Raw genomic sequence first — 15,711 nt, forward strand, 5'->3', positions numbered from 1 at the left:
TTAAAACTCAAAATGGACGATTAGCTCAGTTGGGAGAGCACCGCCCTTACAAGGCGGGGGTCACTGGTTCAAGCCCAGTATCGTCCACCACTTTATTCATGCAAAACTGAACGATAAAGTGACAATTCTTTGCCATAAAGAATTAAAACTCAAAATGGACGATTAGCTCAGTTGGGAGAGCACCGCCCTTACAAGGCGGGGGTCACTGGTTCAAGCCCAGTATCGTCCACCATCTTAATTTATTTCAATTAACTCTAATACATCATTTAATTTAACGATGCCCATGTAAGTTGGTGTGAAAAACACTTTCTACTCTTTAAAACACGTGCCAGTGTATTGCTCAAGTCCTCTATCGTTTAACACAATTAAGTTAGTCATAATTTTTATTACTAACCAAAGCTCATTTATACTGTAAACTAATCAGATAAAACAGATAAAAAAAGCCTGAAACAAAAGCTTCAGGCCTTTAAGTTACTATCTTAGTCTAACTAGACTATGAAAGTTTACGTCTAAAGATTAATAATGAACACAATGACAATATTAGCCAAGACATTGAACCACTAGATTTCTTAGGTTCTGGATCAGGAGTTGGAGTTGGAGTTGGAGTTGGAACAGGCTCCACACCATCAGAGTTAACGGTCAGCATAAAGCTAGTTGAAGCAACATCATTGCTAAACACTTTATCAGTAACCGTTACTGTTACCATGGTTTCACCATGCCAATCAGCATCAGGTGTAATGGTAATAGCTGAACCAGAGGCATTATCACTTACTTCTGCCGTAAAGTTATCACCTGTTACACTGATATTATTCGCTGAAACACCACCATCAGCATCAGTGTAATAAACACTTACGTCTGTTGATGTATTTTCATCAATCACTTGGTCATTAATAGTATCAATATTAATGTTTGATGCTACTGAGATATTAGTTACAGCACTTGCATCAGATACACCATCAATAGCGCCACTAATATTTAACATTTGGCTTGTTGAAATTGCAGCTTTTGTTACCCGTGCTTTAAAGTTTACCGTAATGCTTGTTGATTCAGGGCTAACAATATCGTAACAAACTACTAAACCAGATTTAATAACATCTTTAAGGTTGTTATAAGCTAAAGAAACACCAGTATGACCATTTAATGGCCACATTCCTGCGCGAGGGCCGTTATACCCACGTAAACCAATAGAACCTGAACCTTCTTGGCTACCAAAGTCTACATTGTCATAAGCCATAATAACTTCATATTCGCCCGGAATGTTTGAGGTATTGCTGCGCATAAACATTTGATGATCATAACTATCATCACGCTCATCAAAGGTAGTATTCCAGTTCATGTCAGTGCCTTTATCATGAGTTTTTGCATTGTCCCACTCAAGCACAACATAATCACCTAAATAAGCTAAGGTAACGCCACTTTCTTGCTCTGCATCCCAGCTGTTACGCTCTAATTTTGCTAGCGTAAGGCTTTGATTCCAGTTCATATCCTGCTCTGCATTCCATAAAGAAGCAAACAAGTAATCAGGTGGTGTTGTATAGCCAGTACTTGGTAATTCAAGATGAATTTGCTGAGGCATAATATCCCAAGGGTTATAGTTACCTATATCTAACTGCACCCAGCCTCTTGAACTCATTACCATTTGGTTAGTTTTAAAGTAAGCTTCATTATCAAATGGCGTCAAGTTGCTGCCAGTATCTGTAATGATAGGAATCTGCAACTCATGAACCCAGTTGCCCCAGCCCCACTCATTTACTTCAAAGAAAGATCCCCATGAAGGTTGAAGTCCATAATTACGTAGATCAACATAATTCCCTTCTGTTTCAGGTAAATATTCTGTCCAAGGCGTTTTACACATTGCATCATTTTCATTAGTTGTTACAACATAATTCGTTGCCCAATCAGCTGAATTCACTTGCTCTTTATTGATAGTAAAACCATTGTCAGTTAATACTAATCCTTCAACTTCATTCATTGAACCAGGCACGATTGATAAACCACTAGATAATTCAGCGGTTAAGTCTACTGTTCTGTCATCGCCTGACTTGTTAGCTTGAACAACAACTCGCATGTCAACAATATCACCAACTAAAGCATTCGTTTGAGATGCATTAATAGATACGGTATTAGCACCCCGCTTTATCGTCATTGGAATAAATGTTAATGAGCCTTGTGCATTATCCGCAGCTTGTACAGCAATAGCTGAGTGATATACAGTATTTTGCTCTAATGTACTATTCCAGCTAATAGTCATATCCGATGTTAATTCATCATCTGCAGACTGTGCAAAATCGAAACTAAAGTCAGAACTAACTTCTTTTGGTACGACTACATGATTTACAGAAAGTGTATCAACACTGTCAAACGGGTATAACAAGTTATTGTGTACAATAATTGAATACTCCCCTGCTTCAGGGTTTTCAATTGAACAAAACTCCCCTTCCGTTGTTTGAGGCAGTGCAGAAGCACAAATTGCTTCAGTGTAATGAAATTTACCATCGCTGTTGTAATCTCTAACAACGTAGATATCAGCATTAATGTATGAATTTGTACCTAAATCATTATTACTTGTTGTATCAATTACTGCACCTAGCTCAGCTCTTAATATTGCTGAATTTTCAGGTACAGTTACAGGAATAACTTTTAAGAAATCATGAACGACAATACCTGCATCAACATCATCTACTACATTGAAGTAACCTTCATTATTGAACACTTGAACGCCAAACCCCATACGAGGAATAACCATTTCAGTATTCGTTAACTCAACTGGTGCAAAGGCAACAGCACTAATTGCTCCGGTAGGTACTCCAAATGGAATATTCGCAATAAATGTACTGGCATTATCATCAGTTGCATCAATGTTTACCGTATTTGGTAAGGTTTTACCTTTAAATAGCGATGAATAAGGCCAAATAGCCATAGGTGTAGATTCATTTTCAGAGATGAACTGAATCTCACCTTGATCAGCATGAATAGTGCCGTCATACCATGCCATATCAATTTCTTCAAAGTTACTGGTGATAGTTAATGTTTTAGATTCACCCGCTTTTAAAGAAAAAGTGCTTGGCATAACAGAAACTTGAGCAGACGGGTCTAAAGACCATTCATAATCTAAATGAGCTTGCTGAAGTTTTTCAACATTAACAGACCAAGTGCCATCTTGAGTCGCTGTAACGGTACGTGTCCAACTACATTGACGACCACAATCCATATTGATTAACTGAGGTAAGTTTAAGTCACGAACTCGTCCACCATTATGTGGATTAGCACGTTTAAAGTTCTCCTCGGTCTCATCCATAATTAAACCAGAATCAATGGCTCTTGCAACATTAACTAAGCCATGACCAGCGCGATATGGGCCAGCAACAACCACTTCGTTATAATATGGGTGTTCCATTTTAATGGCTTTGGAATCAGCAGACATTTGTAATGCAGACTGTACTTGAGATGCAGTCCACTCCGGATGTGCTTGACGTACTAACGTCATAGCACCGGCAACATGAGGACTTGCCATTGAAGTACCGCTAATGCGATTCCAATCACGGGTATCAGAAACCGCTTCAAATGGGTTTTCTTCTGTCCATGCAGCAAAAATATCTACACCTGGAGCAGCAATCCCCGGCGAGAAAAGTTCTTCTACTGTTTGCGAAGGGCCACGAGATGAAAACGAAGCTAACCAGTCGGCATCTTCTTCATTAATATCACGTGTTACTTGTGAAGCTGTAATTGTACCCATATGGTCTGAGCCTGAGGCCAACCAAGGTTTTAATGCCTTAATTTTCCAGCTTGGTCCTTCCCATTGATCACGAGTAATATGAATACCAGGAATCACATACGGATCATCATTAATTTGATCACCTTCAACAGAGGTATTGTAAAGTACAAAAGCACCAGCACCACCGGCTTGAACATTAACTGCTTTTTCAAAACGAGCAATATCGCCACGTTCACACACAACAATTTGTGTTTCTGTGAAAGTACCAGGAGCAAATGGTTCGTTACAACGCGCATCACCAAAATCTGCACCTAATACAAATTCTCCCGTAAAGGAACCTGAGATTCCAGCACCTTCAAAGGTGGTTGGGGTTTTAGATTCATCGCCACCAGAAAAGCCAGTTAAGGTTTTGCCTGCTATATTAATAGAACGTGCATGCGTAGTTGCTGCAACGTTCAATACCCAAGGAGAAGTATGATCAACGGTATAAGTTGAATCTGTCCCTCGAGAAGCACCTGAGTTACCAGCAGAAAGAGCTACTGCAACACCAGCCTCACGAGCCGATAGAAAGGCCATTTCAAACGCATCATCCCATGGGAAATTTTCACTACCACCAATAGACATATTGATAACATCAACACCATCTTTTATCGCTTGGTCAATGGCAAACAACATTGCTTCACCACTACACCCCCCCGTTGGCATACATACTTGATAAGAGATGATGTTTGCCCTAGGTGCTACACCTGATGCTTTTGGCATTTTAACGCCGATAGGCTTGCCATGACCATCACCAATTAAATCAGGCAATAAATCATCAACGTCATATTGAACGTTACCTGCAACTGTACTGGCAACATGTGAGCCATGACCATTCCAATCTTCACCAAACTCAGGCATTAATCGAACGGGATCTTCCCACGAGTTTTCAGGTACTGAGAAAAAGGTGTCAGTTACTGTTTCATGAGTATAGACCCCAATAAGTTTATCATTACAACGCTCTGCATATTCTTCTAATGCACAATCCCCCAAATAGTTACCAGCACCTAATGGGTTGGTGTGGGTATAACCATCTTCATCGGTAGCTGCAAATGATGGATGCTGGGTATTAATACCGGTATCAATGATACCAACAAGCATGTTCTCACCCTTGTATTTCCCACCGCTAACAATACCAGTACCATCCCAAACACCACCAGCACCGATATGCTCAGGGCCAACATCCGTATGCAGTTCATAATTCATCGAACGTTGAATATAAGCAACTTCTGATAACTCAGCTAAACGCAGAGCTTCAGCTTGTGTTAAATCCATTGTTACTGCATTAATCGCATTAGTAAATTGACGTTTTACATCAGCATTTACCCCTTTACCTTGTGCTTTTTGCACAAATTTGTCTTGTTTATTCAACAAATGTTGTTCATACGCATTAATTGCTGATTCAGTATTACCTACCGGTTTAGCACCATTAAACAACTTAACATTATTATTTAAACTCGCTCTTGTTGCTTTAAGTCCCTTAATACTGCCGTCATAGGTTGCGATTGGTTGATCAATTAATCGAACAATATATGTATGTTTACCCGTTAATTCTTTTTCTTTTGCTATTTTTGTTGTGTAATCTTTCGGGGTGAGCTGCATATTCCTCTTATCACCTTGGCGCAGTGGTGAAAGAAAATTATTACCTGCATTTTGCGCTGCTTCTTTTTGAACTTCGTACAGCTTCATCATATCAATTGATTTAGGCTGAAACTGAGTTTCATTAGCAGCATAGCCATGGTCATTGGCACTTGCCGCAATACCGGCGGCACAAAATGCCGACGACATTGCTATAACTATAGTTTTAATCTTCATTGGATAACTCCCAAATTGTTTGGACTGAAAATTCTTCAGACATTTAAAATAAAACATAGAAAACAGTCAGGTTCAGCTCAATTCGTGTGCTAAATTGTTTGAGTGCAGACATGAAAATGTACGAATTTGTATGAGGGGGTGTATTAACACTTAGAGAGCGGTATGATAAGTAATCTGTGATCATTTGTATGTTTGTGTAATATCACGTTAGGTTGTTTCTAAAAATGTTTCAGAAGTTTTACTGTTTTCTATTTATTGCTTTGATAAGCCTGTACGTTCACTCCGTACATGCGTGTGACTCTGACTGTGTCAAAGAAGACAGCTGGGCTGCTGGTATAGCCGTTGGATTTGGTAAATACTCAAACCCTTTGCATGATGGCAAAGATCGTAATGTTAGCGTATTACCTTCTTTTTATTATTATGGTGAAAAATTCTATATAGAAAACACAGAAGTCGGTTATGTATTAGAGGAAAATGCAGACTGGATGCTGACCCTAAAGGGAAAGTTTAATAATGACGGTCTTTATTTTAACGAGTCTAAATTTGATAGCATCATCATTTCAGATATGCTCGGTCCTGGCTGGTTTGAAGAGCCCGATGAATCAGTATCTGTTGATGAGGTTGATAGGAAATACTCCTATATGGCTGGACTAGGTGCAAACTACTTTCTCAATGAAAATTTCATGCTGACAGCTGGCGCTTACCACGATATAACAGGGGTACACTATGGTTATAGCTTATCAACAAGCGCACAATATTTTTTACAACGAAATAATTGGCAATGGCAAGCAGGAGTTGGAATTGAATATAAAAATAGCGATTTAACTAATTATTATTATGGCTTACGGCCAGAAGATGGAACTTCCTATGTGGATTTCAATGTAAAATCAACCATCAATTTTTCGGCGTCAGCAACAGCATCATATCGCCTAAATGATAACTTCTTTCTAACTGCAAGCTACTATTACGAGTGGCTTGACTCAAACATGACTATCAGTCCAATTGTAGAAGATACGCATACGCAATTTTTCTTTCTTGGAATAACTGCTCAATACGGCTCAAACTAATATGAAGCTATTATTGACGATACTCATCTCCACAATAGCTTTATATTTTAGCCAAATAAATAAAGTAAAAGCTGATGACCCCTTATTGTCAATATCGCCTGAAAGCTGTATGGCAAAAGAAGGATGGTGTAAAACATCCCTTGAAATATCCTGGAAGTTAATCAAACCACAAAATGTTTGTATAAATATAGAGTCTCAAGACAAAGCATATTGTTTTAGACAAAGCCTAGAACAAAGCAAAGTTATTGCAATAAGTGTAAATCAGCCCATCAAAGTATATTTAACTTCTCTTACTTCTAACAAAATTATCGCTACGGCCAAGATGAACGTTTTAATGCAAGAACATAAAACGAGGAAACGACAACGACACGCATGGAGTATTTTACGATGAGCAATGAAAAACACATAATAATCATCGAAGATGATATTATGCTTGCGGACTTGACTCAGAATTTTCTTGAACAAAATCAGTATAAAGTGACAGTTTTTAATTCTGCCAACGCATTTCTAGATAAAGCTCAAAGTTTAAACATTGATATCATTATTTGTGATATTAACTTACCCGAAATGAATGGCTTTGAATTATGCGAGTTATCTCGTAAACGTTACAATGGGCCTTTTGTTTTTCTTACAGCCAGAAAAGATGATGCTGATCATATACAGGGACTTAGCATCGGTGCAGATGATTACATCAATAAACCTGTCAAGCCACCTCTATTATTAGCTCGCATAAAAGCAGCATTAAGAACAAATGAACGAAATAAATCAGACATAACCTCAAATTGCATAAAGCTAGAGAACTTAACTATTGATAAAGATGCTCGATTATTATCAGTTAATTCAAAGCCTATCCCGCTCACTTCGGACGAACTTGATCTCTTATGGTTATTTATTGCTAAGATGAATAAAACCCTAAGTCGAGATGACCTTTTTCTTGAGGTTATTGGAAGGCAGTATGACGGGCAAGATAGAGTCATTGATGCAAGAGTTAGCCGTTTACGCAAAAAGTTTAATGCCATTGAAGACAACCCTTATGAAATAAAAACAATTTGGCGAAAGGGGTACACTTTTGCCAGCAGAGGGTTACCTCCACAATGAAATCACAATTTTTACGGCTATTCTTTGTTATTTTAGCTAGCTTATTCCTAATAGGCTATTTTACTGAAAAATTCATAGATCAAAATGAAGAAAATAACCCAACTATTAGTGTTGAAGCACTACAAGATATGGTTGAAATTGAAACAAATCGAGGTTTAGAGCTTTCTAATACGCGATTTATTCCAATAGAAAAACTAGCATGGCCTGATGACCTAACAACAAAACTCAAAAATGGCGATATCATATCTTTAAGTAATGTGAATCAAGAGATTTTCTATTACTGGTTAATGAAAGAGCAGCCTAAACAAGTAATAGAGTTAGGGCCCTTTTTAATAGACAATGACGATAGCATTGTGTACATTTCGCTGAGTATCGCATTTTACGGTTTCTTTGCAGTATTTTTATTCGTATGGCTATACCCTATATTCAGAGACATCATCGAACTGATTGATTTAACCAATATTTTTTCAAAAAAACGAATTAAAATTAAAAGTAAAGTAAGATCAAACTCAATCATATCCCCCCTTGCCATTAGTGTTGAAAGTATGTCGAGACAAATCATCAGGTTTCTCAGTTTACAGCGTTTTCTGGCAAGCTCAATTTCTCATGACATAAGAACTCCTATTTCAAGAATAAACTTTCTTTTAGCGATGACTACACCAGAAAATTTAGAAGCCAATAAAGCCAAGATTGAAACTGAATTAGATGAAATAGATTCACTTACTGATGACTTTATTGAATTAGCGAGAATTGAAGAATGTCATCATCAGTTAGAAATCAAACAAGGCAATATGCAACCATGGCTTAAAAAGCTTGTAGATAGAATTCAAAGTACAACTTCTATAGCTATTAAGTTAAATATTAAAAATGAACTCAATATTAATCACGATGAAAAGTTCTTACAACGTGCTATACAAAACGTGATTTCAAACGCCATTAAATATGCTGAAAATCAGGTAGTTATTACAGTTACTTGCAATAGAGAACAGATAGAAATCCGCATAGAAGATGACGGTATGGGCATAAAACCTGAAGAACAAGAGCGATTAACAGGACTTTATGAGCGTGGAAAACCTTCAAAAATAGTTAGCTCTGGTTACGGTATTGGCTTAGCTTTTGTTAACGTGATTCTTGAGTGGCACGGCGGTAATGTGAGTATTAGTCAGTCTGTTTTACTCAATGGGGCTTGTGTCTCTCTCTTTATTCCAACACAAAAAGAACACTGAATTTTTTACAATTATAAGGAATTTTATTTATATAAATAACAAGATTTTGCTCGCTAGCTGACTATTTAGCTTCGAATAAAAAAATGATAAAATTAAAAAATACTTTAAATGCATTTATGTCCTTTTTATGTCAGACCAAGAATTGATCATAGAATTAGATCAACAACCCATAGAGTTATACAAATTACTTAAAATTGCAGATCTTGTATCAGGCGGCGGTGAAGCCAAAGTAGTAATTAGTGAAGGCTACGTGTTTCTTAATGGTGAAGTAGAGTATCAAAAAAGAAAGAAAATATACCATCAAGATATTATTGAATTTAATGGGACTTTATTGCATATACAAGTGAATGAAAACTTAGCAATTGAGCAAGAAATCAATGAAGAGGCAGAGCCAGCACCTCTTAAACAAGCAATGACAGAGGCTAAGCCTGAGAATAAACGAAATAAGCATTCAAACGCTACAAAAGACGACAGTGCGAATACTGCTCGAAAAAGAAGGCCTATTTCATTTTAATGAGTTATTAATTATGAAAGTTTTTTCTCCCAAAACATAGCTTTCCCCATTTTTTCATCAAGCTCGTAGCCCGCAAAGCCGAGCTTTTTATAAGCGTTTTGAGCAACTATATTCCCTTCGAGAACTTCTAAAGTTAATTTACAACATCCCTTTTGCTTGGCAATTTTTTCAACTTCATCAAATAAAAGGCCACTTATTCCCATGCCTCTATATTCAGATAAAACACCGCAATCGTGTATATTTATTAAGGGCTTACATTTGAATGTTGAAAAGCCTTCTACACAATTGATGATTCCAGCGGGCTTGTCATCTACATAACATAACACAGTAAAGACATCTGAGCGTTTCGCTAAACTTGCTACTAAGTTTTGCTTTACATGCTCTGAAAGTGGTTCACCTCCTCCCATGGGATCTAAAGCATAAGCATTTAATAACATCACTAAATCTGAAGCGTGTTGCTCATTATCATAATCAGCATGAATTAACGTAATCGTCATTGAAGTTCCTTCAAACAAAATATAGGTGGGTTTTACAATTTTTTATAAGGCACACTATACTCTAAAAATGACTGATAAAAAGCACACTTGCCAATATAAAGACCCTAATAATACGGATCATTCATCATATTGTTGTAAGGAAGCAGCCAATAGTTCAGGTTATTGTTTTTGGCATGATAAAAACACAGACAAATCAACACCCGACGTGAAAGGCAAATTAGAGTTGCACGCAAAAAGTGGTGGTATGCTTCGTGGCATAAAGTTAAGTAAAGCCCAACTCGAAGGTATAGATTTAGTTAATCACGGTCATAAACAAGGCTATGACTTTTCTCATGCAGATTTTTATCATGCCAACTTAAAAAGTGGTCATTTATTCAATATCAATTTAATGAATGCCAGTGTTATGAAAGCAGATTTAAGGGACTCTAACCTTAACTGTGCCAACCTAGAGAAAACTAACATGCTAGGCGTTAAATGGTCTGGTAGTAAATTTGAAAATGTCAAAATCGGCTCTAAACTAAAACAAGAATACGATGCTAAAAATGCTCAAATAAACAAAGACATGGCTGCATCTATTGATTATTTAGAACAAGCAGAAGAGATTTACCGTGATTTAAGAAAGCATGCCGAGCACGAAGGTATCTTTAGTCTTTCAGGCTTCTTTATTCAAAAAGAATTAACCATGAGACGATTACAACTTCCCAGATACAGCATCGCTAGATTACTTTCTAAAATGGTAGATATATTTTGCGGTTACGGTGAAGCACCTTTAAGAATCATAGGCTTATCTGTCATTATTATTATTGTTTGTGCGATTTTATATTCATTTACAGGGTTAAATTATCAAGATACCGTTCAAACTATTAGCAGCGAGCAAAGTTTGCAGCAAAACATACAGTTTTTTTTCTCTTCTCTTTATTACTCAGTTGTCACCTTTACTACCTTAGGTTACGGTGATTTCACGCCAGTTGGTTTATCTCGAGCAATAGCAGCTATGGAAGCTTTTACTGGTAGTTTTACTATCGCCTTATTCGTCGTTGTTTTTGTTAAGAAAATGACAAGGTAGTTTGGAACGATTTCTCACGCTCAATTAATATTCATCATAAAGATTCTTTTTGAAATATCTTTAATTATGCTCTTCTGCTAAATACTAAGCCCTGATAGAATAGCGCCATTATTATTACTGCCATATTACGGAATTTTTGTTCAATGCGTACTAGCCAATATTTACTGTCTACTTTAAAAGAAACACCTGCCAGTGCAGAAGTAATCAGCCATCAGTTAATGCTGCGTGCTGGTTTAGTGAGAAATGTTGCTTCTGGTTTATACACTTGGTTACCAACGGGTTTAAAAGTACTTAAAAAAGTTGAAAACATTGTTCGTGAAGAAATGCAAAGAGCTGGTTCAAATGAAGTATTGATGCCTATGGTTCAACCTGCAGACTTATGGGAAGAATCAGGCCGTTTAAATGACTATGGTCCAGAGTTGTTACGCTTAAACGATCGCCACAACCGTGATTTTGTTTTAGGGCCAACTCACGAAGAAGTTATCACTAAATTAGTAGCAAATGAACTAAGCAGTTATAAGCAGTTACCATTAAATGTCTTTCAGATTCAAACTAAATTCCGTGATGAAATACGCCCTCGATTTGGCGTAATGCGTGGCCGTGAATTCTTAATGAAAGATGCGTACACTTTCCATTTAGAGCATGAATGTTTAGAGAAAACCTATCAAAAAATGTTCGATGCCTATTGTCGAATTTTTGATAGACTAGGTTTAGATTACCGCCCAGTTATTGCTGATACTGGTTCTATCGGTGGCGATGCTTCTCATGAGTTCCATGTTTTAGCTGATTCAGGTGAAGACGATATTGCTTTTAGTGATGCCAGTGATTTCGCTGCCAATGTAGAAAAGGCTGAAGCCCTTGCACCAAGTGGTGAACGTGAAGAGCCCTCCAAAGATATTGAATTAGTTGAGTTAAAACTTGAGCGTTTAATTAAAACTACTGATACGCCGTTAAATGCCAGTGTAAAAACCTTATTAGTACAGGGTACTGCTACCGATGACGAATCAGAAAAATTTGTCGCTCTAGTACTACGTGGTGATCATCAACTTAATGAAGTAAAAGCGGAGAATCTACCAAGCGTTGCTTCGCCATTAACACTTGCTACAGAAGAACAAATATCTGCTCTTGTTAACTGTCATAGCACTTCATTAGGCCCTAAAGGCTTATCTGTTGAAGTTATAGTTGATCGCAGTGCTGCACACTTGAGTGATTTTACCTGTGGCGCTAATGAGAATAACCGTTCGTACACAGGCGTTAACTGGCAGCGTGACTGCGGAGATATTACAGTAGCTGATATTCGTAACGTAGTTGAAGGCGACCCAAGCCCATGTGGTAAGGGCAACATTGTGATTAAGCGCGGTATTGAAGTCGGTCATATTTTCCAATTAGGCCAAAAATATGCTGAAGCGATGAATTGTGCAGTATTAAATGAAGGTGGCAAAAACCAAACATTAACTATGGGATGTTATGGTATTGGTGTTTCTCGAATTGTTGCTGCTGCCATTGAACAAAACCATGATAAATACGGTATTAAATGGCCAAAAGCTATCGCACCATTTCAAGCAGCTATCGTACCAATGAATATGGCAAAGTCTGCTCGTGTAAAAGAGACTGCCGAATCATTATATGAGCAATTACTACAAGACGGCGTTGAAGTATTGTTTGATGATAGAAAAGAGCGTCCTGGTGTTATGTTTGCAGATCATGAACTCATGGGCACGCCTCTATTATTAATTGTTGGCGAGCGTAACTTAGATGAGAAAAAGGTCGAACTTAAAAACCGTATTACTGGCGAAAAGACTTTAATTGCCATTGAAGATGTTAAGGCTTTGTTTTCTAACTAATTGTCACGTCGTTCCTCATTGCTAGAAAGGGCCTACAGGGCCCTTTTTTATTGTTTTAATATTGTATATCTTCCTTTATAGCTAAATGTTTCATATTTATATTATTTTTCATTTAAAAAAAACAAATAAACAGTTTCAATCATGAAGAAAATTGGCAACAATGGAGTCAATAATCACCCATAAATTCATATATTAAAGAAGTGCCAATCTCATGAAAGCTATTACAAAATCATCTAAATTAAACAAGGTTTGTTATGATATTAGAGGTCAAATAGCAGCAGAAGCCCGTCGTCTTGAAGATGAAGGCCATAAAATTCTTAAATTGAATATTGGCAACCCTGCCCCGTTTGGTTTTGAAGCACCTGATGACATTTTAAAAGACGTTATACATAACTTGCCTAGCTCGCAAGGTTATTCAGAGTCTCAAGGCATTTATTCCGCTCGTGTTGCTGTTATGCAGTACTTTCAACAGCAAAACATTAAAGATGTGAGCGTTGACGATATCTATATTGGAAATGGCGTCAGTGAACTAATTGTTATGGCAATGCAGGCACTGTTAAATAATGATGATGAAGTATTAATACCAGCTCCTGATTACCCGCTTTGGACTGCATCAGTTGCATTGTCTGGCGGTACTCCTGTTCATTATCACTGTGATGATGAAAACTTTTGGTACCCTAATTTAGAAGATATGGCCGCCAAAATAACTAAAAAAACTAAAGCCATTGTATTGATTAATCCAAATAATCCTACGGGCGCTGTTTATCCAGAAGAAATATTACTTGGTATTATCGAACTAGCTCGTAAACATAACTTAATAATCTTTAGTGATGAGATTTATGACAAGATTTTATACGATGAAGCCACTCATATTCCTACAGCAAGTTTGGCGCAAGATGTTTTAATTCTAACAATGGGTGGTTTATCTAAAAACTACCGTATTGCAGGCTTTAGAGCTGGCTGGATGGTCGTTTCAGGCCCCAAAATACACGCTGAAGATTATTTAGAGGGCTTAAACATTCTCTCTTCTATGCGACTCTGTGCTAACGTGCCATGCCAACACGCGATTCAAACCGCTTTAGGTGGCTACCAAAGCATCAATGAGCTGATCACAGGTGATGGTCGTCTACTAAAACAGCGTAATATCGCAGCAAAAATGATCAATGATATTGACGGGTTATCTTGTCATCCAGCAATGGGCGCGCTTTACTTATTTGTAAAAGTTGATAATGCGAAATTTAATATCACTGATGATGAAAAAATGATATTAGATTTACTTAAACAAGAAAAAATACTGCTTGTACATGGTCGTGCCTTTAATATCAAAGACAGTAACTATTTCAGATTGGTCTTTTTACCTCATGTAGATGAGCTGGTCCCTGCCCTTGAGCGATTGAAAAACTTTTTTGAAACCTATAAACAAGTTAACTAATAAACAGAGTTATCAGTAAGAGTTTTATCGAAAAGCACTCTTTAAGAATAAAAACGATTAACATAAGTTAATCGTTTTTTTAATTGGATTAAAGATAACCAAAATTAACTATTGGGAGTTAATATGCCAAAGTTGATTCGCTTGTGCTGATAACTCTTCTCTAAAGTCTGGATGCGCGATAGCAATCAGTGCCTCAGCCCTTTCTTTTAGGCTTTTTCCTCGCAAATTAGCAACGCCATACTCAGTCACAATATAGTGAACATGCGCTCTCGTTGTTACTACACCTGCCCCACTATCAAGGGTAGGAACTATCCTTGATAGTTGGCCGCGTTTAGCCGTTGAAGGTAAAGCAATCACAGCTTTTCCTCCTTTTGATAGATTAGCACCACGGATAAAATCCATTTGACCGCCAACACCTGAATAAATTGAAGTACCGATTGAATCTGCACAAACTTGTCCCGTTATATCAACCTGTAGCGCACTATTAATTGCAGCGACATTATCATTACGACGAATAATTGAAGTATCATTAACATATTCAATGTCTAAAAAAGCGACTTGAGGATTATCATCAACAAAATCATAGAGCTTTTGAGTACCAGCAGCAAAGCCTGTGACGATTTTACCTGGGTGAACTTTCTTTAATTTGTTGGTAATGGCACCGGCTTCTATTAACTCAAGCACACCATCTGAGAACATCTCAGTATGAATACCTAAGTCTTTTCTATTTTTTAAACAAGCCAATACTGCATCAGGAATAGCTCCTATCCCCATTTGCAAACAATCACCATCATCTATTAATGCTGCTACATTTTCTCCAATCGCTTGAGTTACATCATCTAACTTAGCCTTAGGGTGTTGTGGTAACTCATCTTCTTGCCAATAAACACTATGAAATCTATCGTAAGAAATAAAGGCATCACCATGGGTTCTAGGCATTCTGGGGTTAATATGGGCAATAATTTTCTTTGCCATTTGACAGGCCGCATTGGTTGCTTCAACAGACACCCCCATAGTACACATACCATGTTTATCAGGAGGAGAAACTTGAATAATAGCTGTATCTATAGCTTGCTCTTTCGACCTAAATAATTTAGGTAATTCAGACAAAAATATAGGTACGTAATCAGCCTTACCTTGTGCAATTAAAGGACGCGTTGATGTACTAGTGAAGTAACAACGATGCCTCAGGTGAGAAGTTAGCGATTCGTCAGCCAATACTTCTCCTCTTTCTGTATGCAACTGCATTAAGGTTAAGTTCTTACGCGTTTTAGCATGTGTTGCTAATGCTGAGAATAAGACTCTCGGCGTAGCCGCCATTGAGTGAGTCCAGATGTATTCATTATCTTCAATAGTAGATATTGCTTCTAAAGCGGTTTTGCATATGTTCACTGACAT

At 37.4% G+C, this 15,711-nt stretch carries 11 protein-coding genes and 2 tRNA genes; 10 read left to right on the plus strand and 3 right to left on the minus strand.

Annotated elements, in window-relative coordinates:
* Positions 1–14: 14 nt before the first annotated feature.
* Together EPA86_RS10685 and EPA86_RS10690 are read left to right on the plus strand one after the other, a co-directional pair.
* A tRNA-Val gene (locus EPA86_RS10685) sits at positions 15–90 on the plus strand.
* A gap of 66 nt (positions 91–156) precedes the next feature.
* Positions 157–232: transfer RNA gene (locus EPA86_RS10690), tRNA-Val, on the plus strand.
* Between the two features lie 261 nt (positions 233–493).
* On the opposite strand, the gene EPA86_RS18460 is transcribed toward EPA86_RS10690, so the two are convergent.
* Positions 494–5,569: a S8 family serine peptidase gene (locus tag EPA86_RS18460; RefSeq protein ID WP_281284879.1), complete on the minus strand. Its 5,076-nt coding sequence runs from the start codon at positions 5,567–5,569 to the stop codon at positions 494–496.
* A gap of 224 nt (positions 5,570–5,793) precedes the next feature.
* Here EPA86_RS18460 and EPA86_RS10700 point away from each other — a divergent pair, with 224 nt between their 5' ends.
* The 5 genes from EPA86_RS10700 to EPA86_RS10720 all read left to right on the plus strand — a co-directional run bounded on the left by EPA86_RS10700 (position 5,794) and on the right by EPA86_RS10720 (position 9,474).
* On the plus strand, positions 5,794–6,636 hold the full coding sequence (locus EPA86_RS10700; RefSeq protein ID WP_140603435.1) for a MipA/OmpV family protein: 843 nt from the start codon (positions 5,794–5,796) through the stop codon (positions 6,634–6,636).
* Between the two features lies 1 nt (position 6,637).
* Positions 6,638–7,027, plus strand: coding sequence for a DUF3019 domain-containing protein (locus EPA86_RS10705; RefSeq protein WP_140603436.1), 390 nt, complete (start codon positions 6,638–6,640; stop codon positions 7,025–7,027).
* Positions 7,024–7,734, plus strand: a complete 711-nt coding sequence (locus EPA86_RS10710) for a response regulator transcription factor (protein WP_170309631.1) — start codon at positions 7,024–7,026, stop codon at positions 7,732–7,734. The genes EPA86_RS10705 and EPA86_RS10710 overlap by 4 nt, the downstream gene beginning before the upstream one ends.
* Positions 7,731–8,960: a sensor histidine kinase gene (locus EPA86_RS10715; protein ID WP_140603438.1), complete on the plus strand. Its 1,230-nt coding sequence runs from the start codon at positions 7,731–7,733 to the stop codon at positions 8,958–8,960. The genes EPA86_RS10710 and EPA86_RS10715 overlap by 4 nt, the downstream gene beginning before the upstream one ends.
* 127 nt (positions 8,961–9,087) lie before the next feature.
* Entirely contained in the window at positions 9,088–9,474 is a 387-nt protein-coding gene (locus tag EPA86_RS10720; RefSeq protein ID WP_140603439.1) for an RNA-binding S4 domain-containing protein, read from the plus strand.
* Between the two features lie 11 nt (positions 9,475–9,485).
* Here EPA86_RS10720 and EPA86_RS10725 read toward each other — a convergent pair whose 3' ends face one another.
* Positions 9,486–9,971, minus strand: coding sequence for a GNAT family N-acetyltransferase (locus tag EPA86_RS10725; protein ID WP_140603440.1), 486 nt, complete (start codon positions 9,969–9,971; stop codon positions 9,486–9,488).
* Positions 9,972–10,038: 67 nt separating this feature from the next.
* On the opposite strand from EPA86_RS10725, the gene EPA86_RS10730 reads away from it, so the two are divergent.
* The 3 genes from EPA86_RS10730 to EPA86_RS10740 all read left to right on the plus strand — a co-directional run bounded on the left by EPA86_RS10730 (position 10,039) and on the right by EPA86_RS10740 (position 14,313).
* Positions 10,039–11,037: an ion channel gene (locus EPA86_RS10730; protein ID WP_140603441.1), complete on the plus strand. Its 999-nt coding sequence runs from the start codon at positions 10,039–10,041 to the stop codon at positions 11,035–11,037.
* A 143-nt stretch (positions 11,038–11,180) separates the two neighbouring features.
* A complete protein-coding gene (locus EPA86_RS10735) occupies positions 11,181–12,881 on the plus strand; it encodes a proline--tRNA ligase (RefSeq protein WP_140603442.1) in 1,701 nt (566 codons plus the stop codon).
* A gap of 211 nt (positions 12,882–13,092) precedes the next feature.
* Positions 13,093–14,313, plus strand: coding sequence for a pyridoxal phosphate-dependent aminotransferase (locus EPA86_RS10740; protein WP_140603443.1), 1,221 nt, complete (start codon positions 13,093–13,095; stop codon positions 14,311–14,313).
* Positions 14,314–14,421: 108 nt separating this feature from the next.
* Here EPA86_RS10740 and EPA86_RS10745 read toward each other — a convergent pair whose 3' ends face one another.
* The gene (locus EPA86_RS10745; RefSeq protein ID WP_140603444.1) at positions 14,422–15,711 is read right to left on the minus strand and encodes an acetyl-CoA hydrolase/transferase family protein; all 1,290 of its coding nucleotides are present in this window, start codon (positions 15,709–15,711) and stop codon (positions 14,422–14,424) included.

The organism is Litorilituus lipolyticus (assembly GCF_006439335.1).
In the GTDB taxonomy this organism is placed as follows: Bacteria; Pseudomonadota; Gammaproteobacteria; order Enterobacterales; family Alteromonadaceae; genus Colwellia; species Colwellia lipolytica.

Coding starts and splice junctions, on each gene's coding strand:
- EPA86_RS18460 (WP_281284879.1), bottom strand. CDS start 5,569: ATGAAGATTAAAACTATAGTTATAGCAATGTCGTCGGCATTTTGTGCC.
- EPA86_RS10700 (WP_140603435.1), top strand. CDS start 5,794: ATGTTTCAGAAGTTTTACTGTTTTCTATTTATTGCTTTGATAAGCCTG.
- EPA86_RS10705 (WP_140603436.1), top strand. CDS start 6,638: ATGAAGCTATTATTGACGATACTCATCTCCACAATAGCTTTATATTTT.
- EPA86_RS10710 (WP_170309631.1), top strand. CDS start 7,024: ATGAGCAATGAAAAACACATAATAATCATCGAAGATGATATTATGCTT.
- EPA86_RS10715 (WP_140603438.1), top strand. CDS start 7,731: ATGAAATCACAATTTTTACGGCTATTCTTTGTTATTTTAGCTAGCTTA.
- EPA86_RS10720 (WP_140603439.1), top strand. CDS start 9,088: ATGTCAGACCAAGAATTGATCATAGAATTAGATCAACAACCCATAGAG.
- EPA86_RS10725 (WP_140603440.1), bottom strand. CDS start 9,971: ATGACGATTACGTTAATTCATGCTGATTATGATAATGAGCAACACGCT.
- EPA86_RS10730 (WP_140603441.1), top strand. CDS start 10,039: ATGACTGATAAAAAGCACACTTGCCAATATAAAGACCCTAATAATACG.
- EPA86_RS10735 (WP_140603442.1), top strand. CDS start 11,181: ATGCGTACTAGCCAATATTTACTGTCTACTTTAAAAGAAACACCTGCC.
- EPA86_RS10740 (WP_140603443.1), top strand. CDS start 13,093: ATGAAAGCTATTACAAAATCATCTAAATTAAACAAGGTTTGTTATGAT.
- EPA86_RS10745 (WP_140603444.1), bottom strand. CDS start 15,711: ATGTCAGTGAACATATGCAAAACCGCTTTAGAAGCAATATCTACTATT.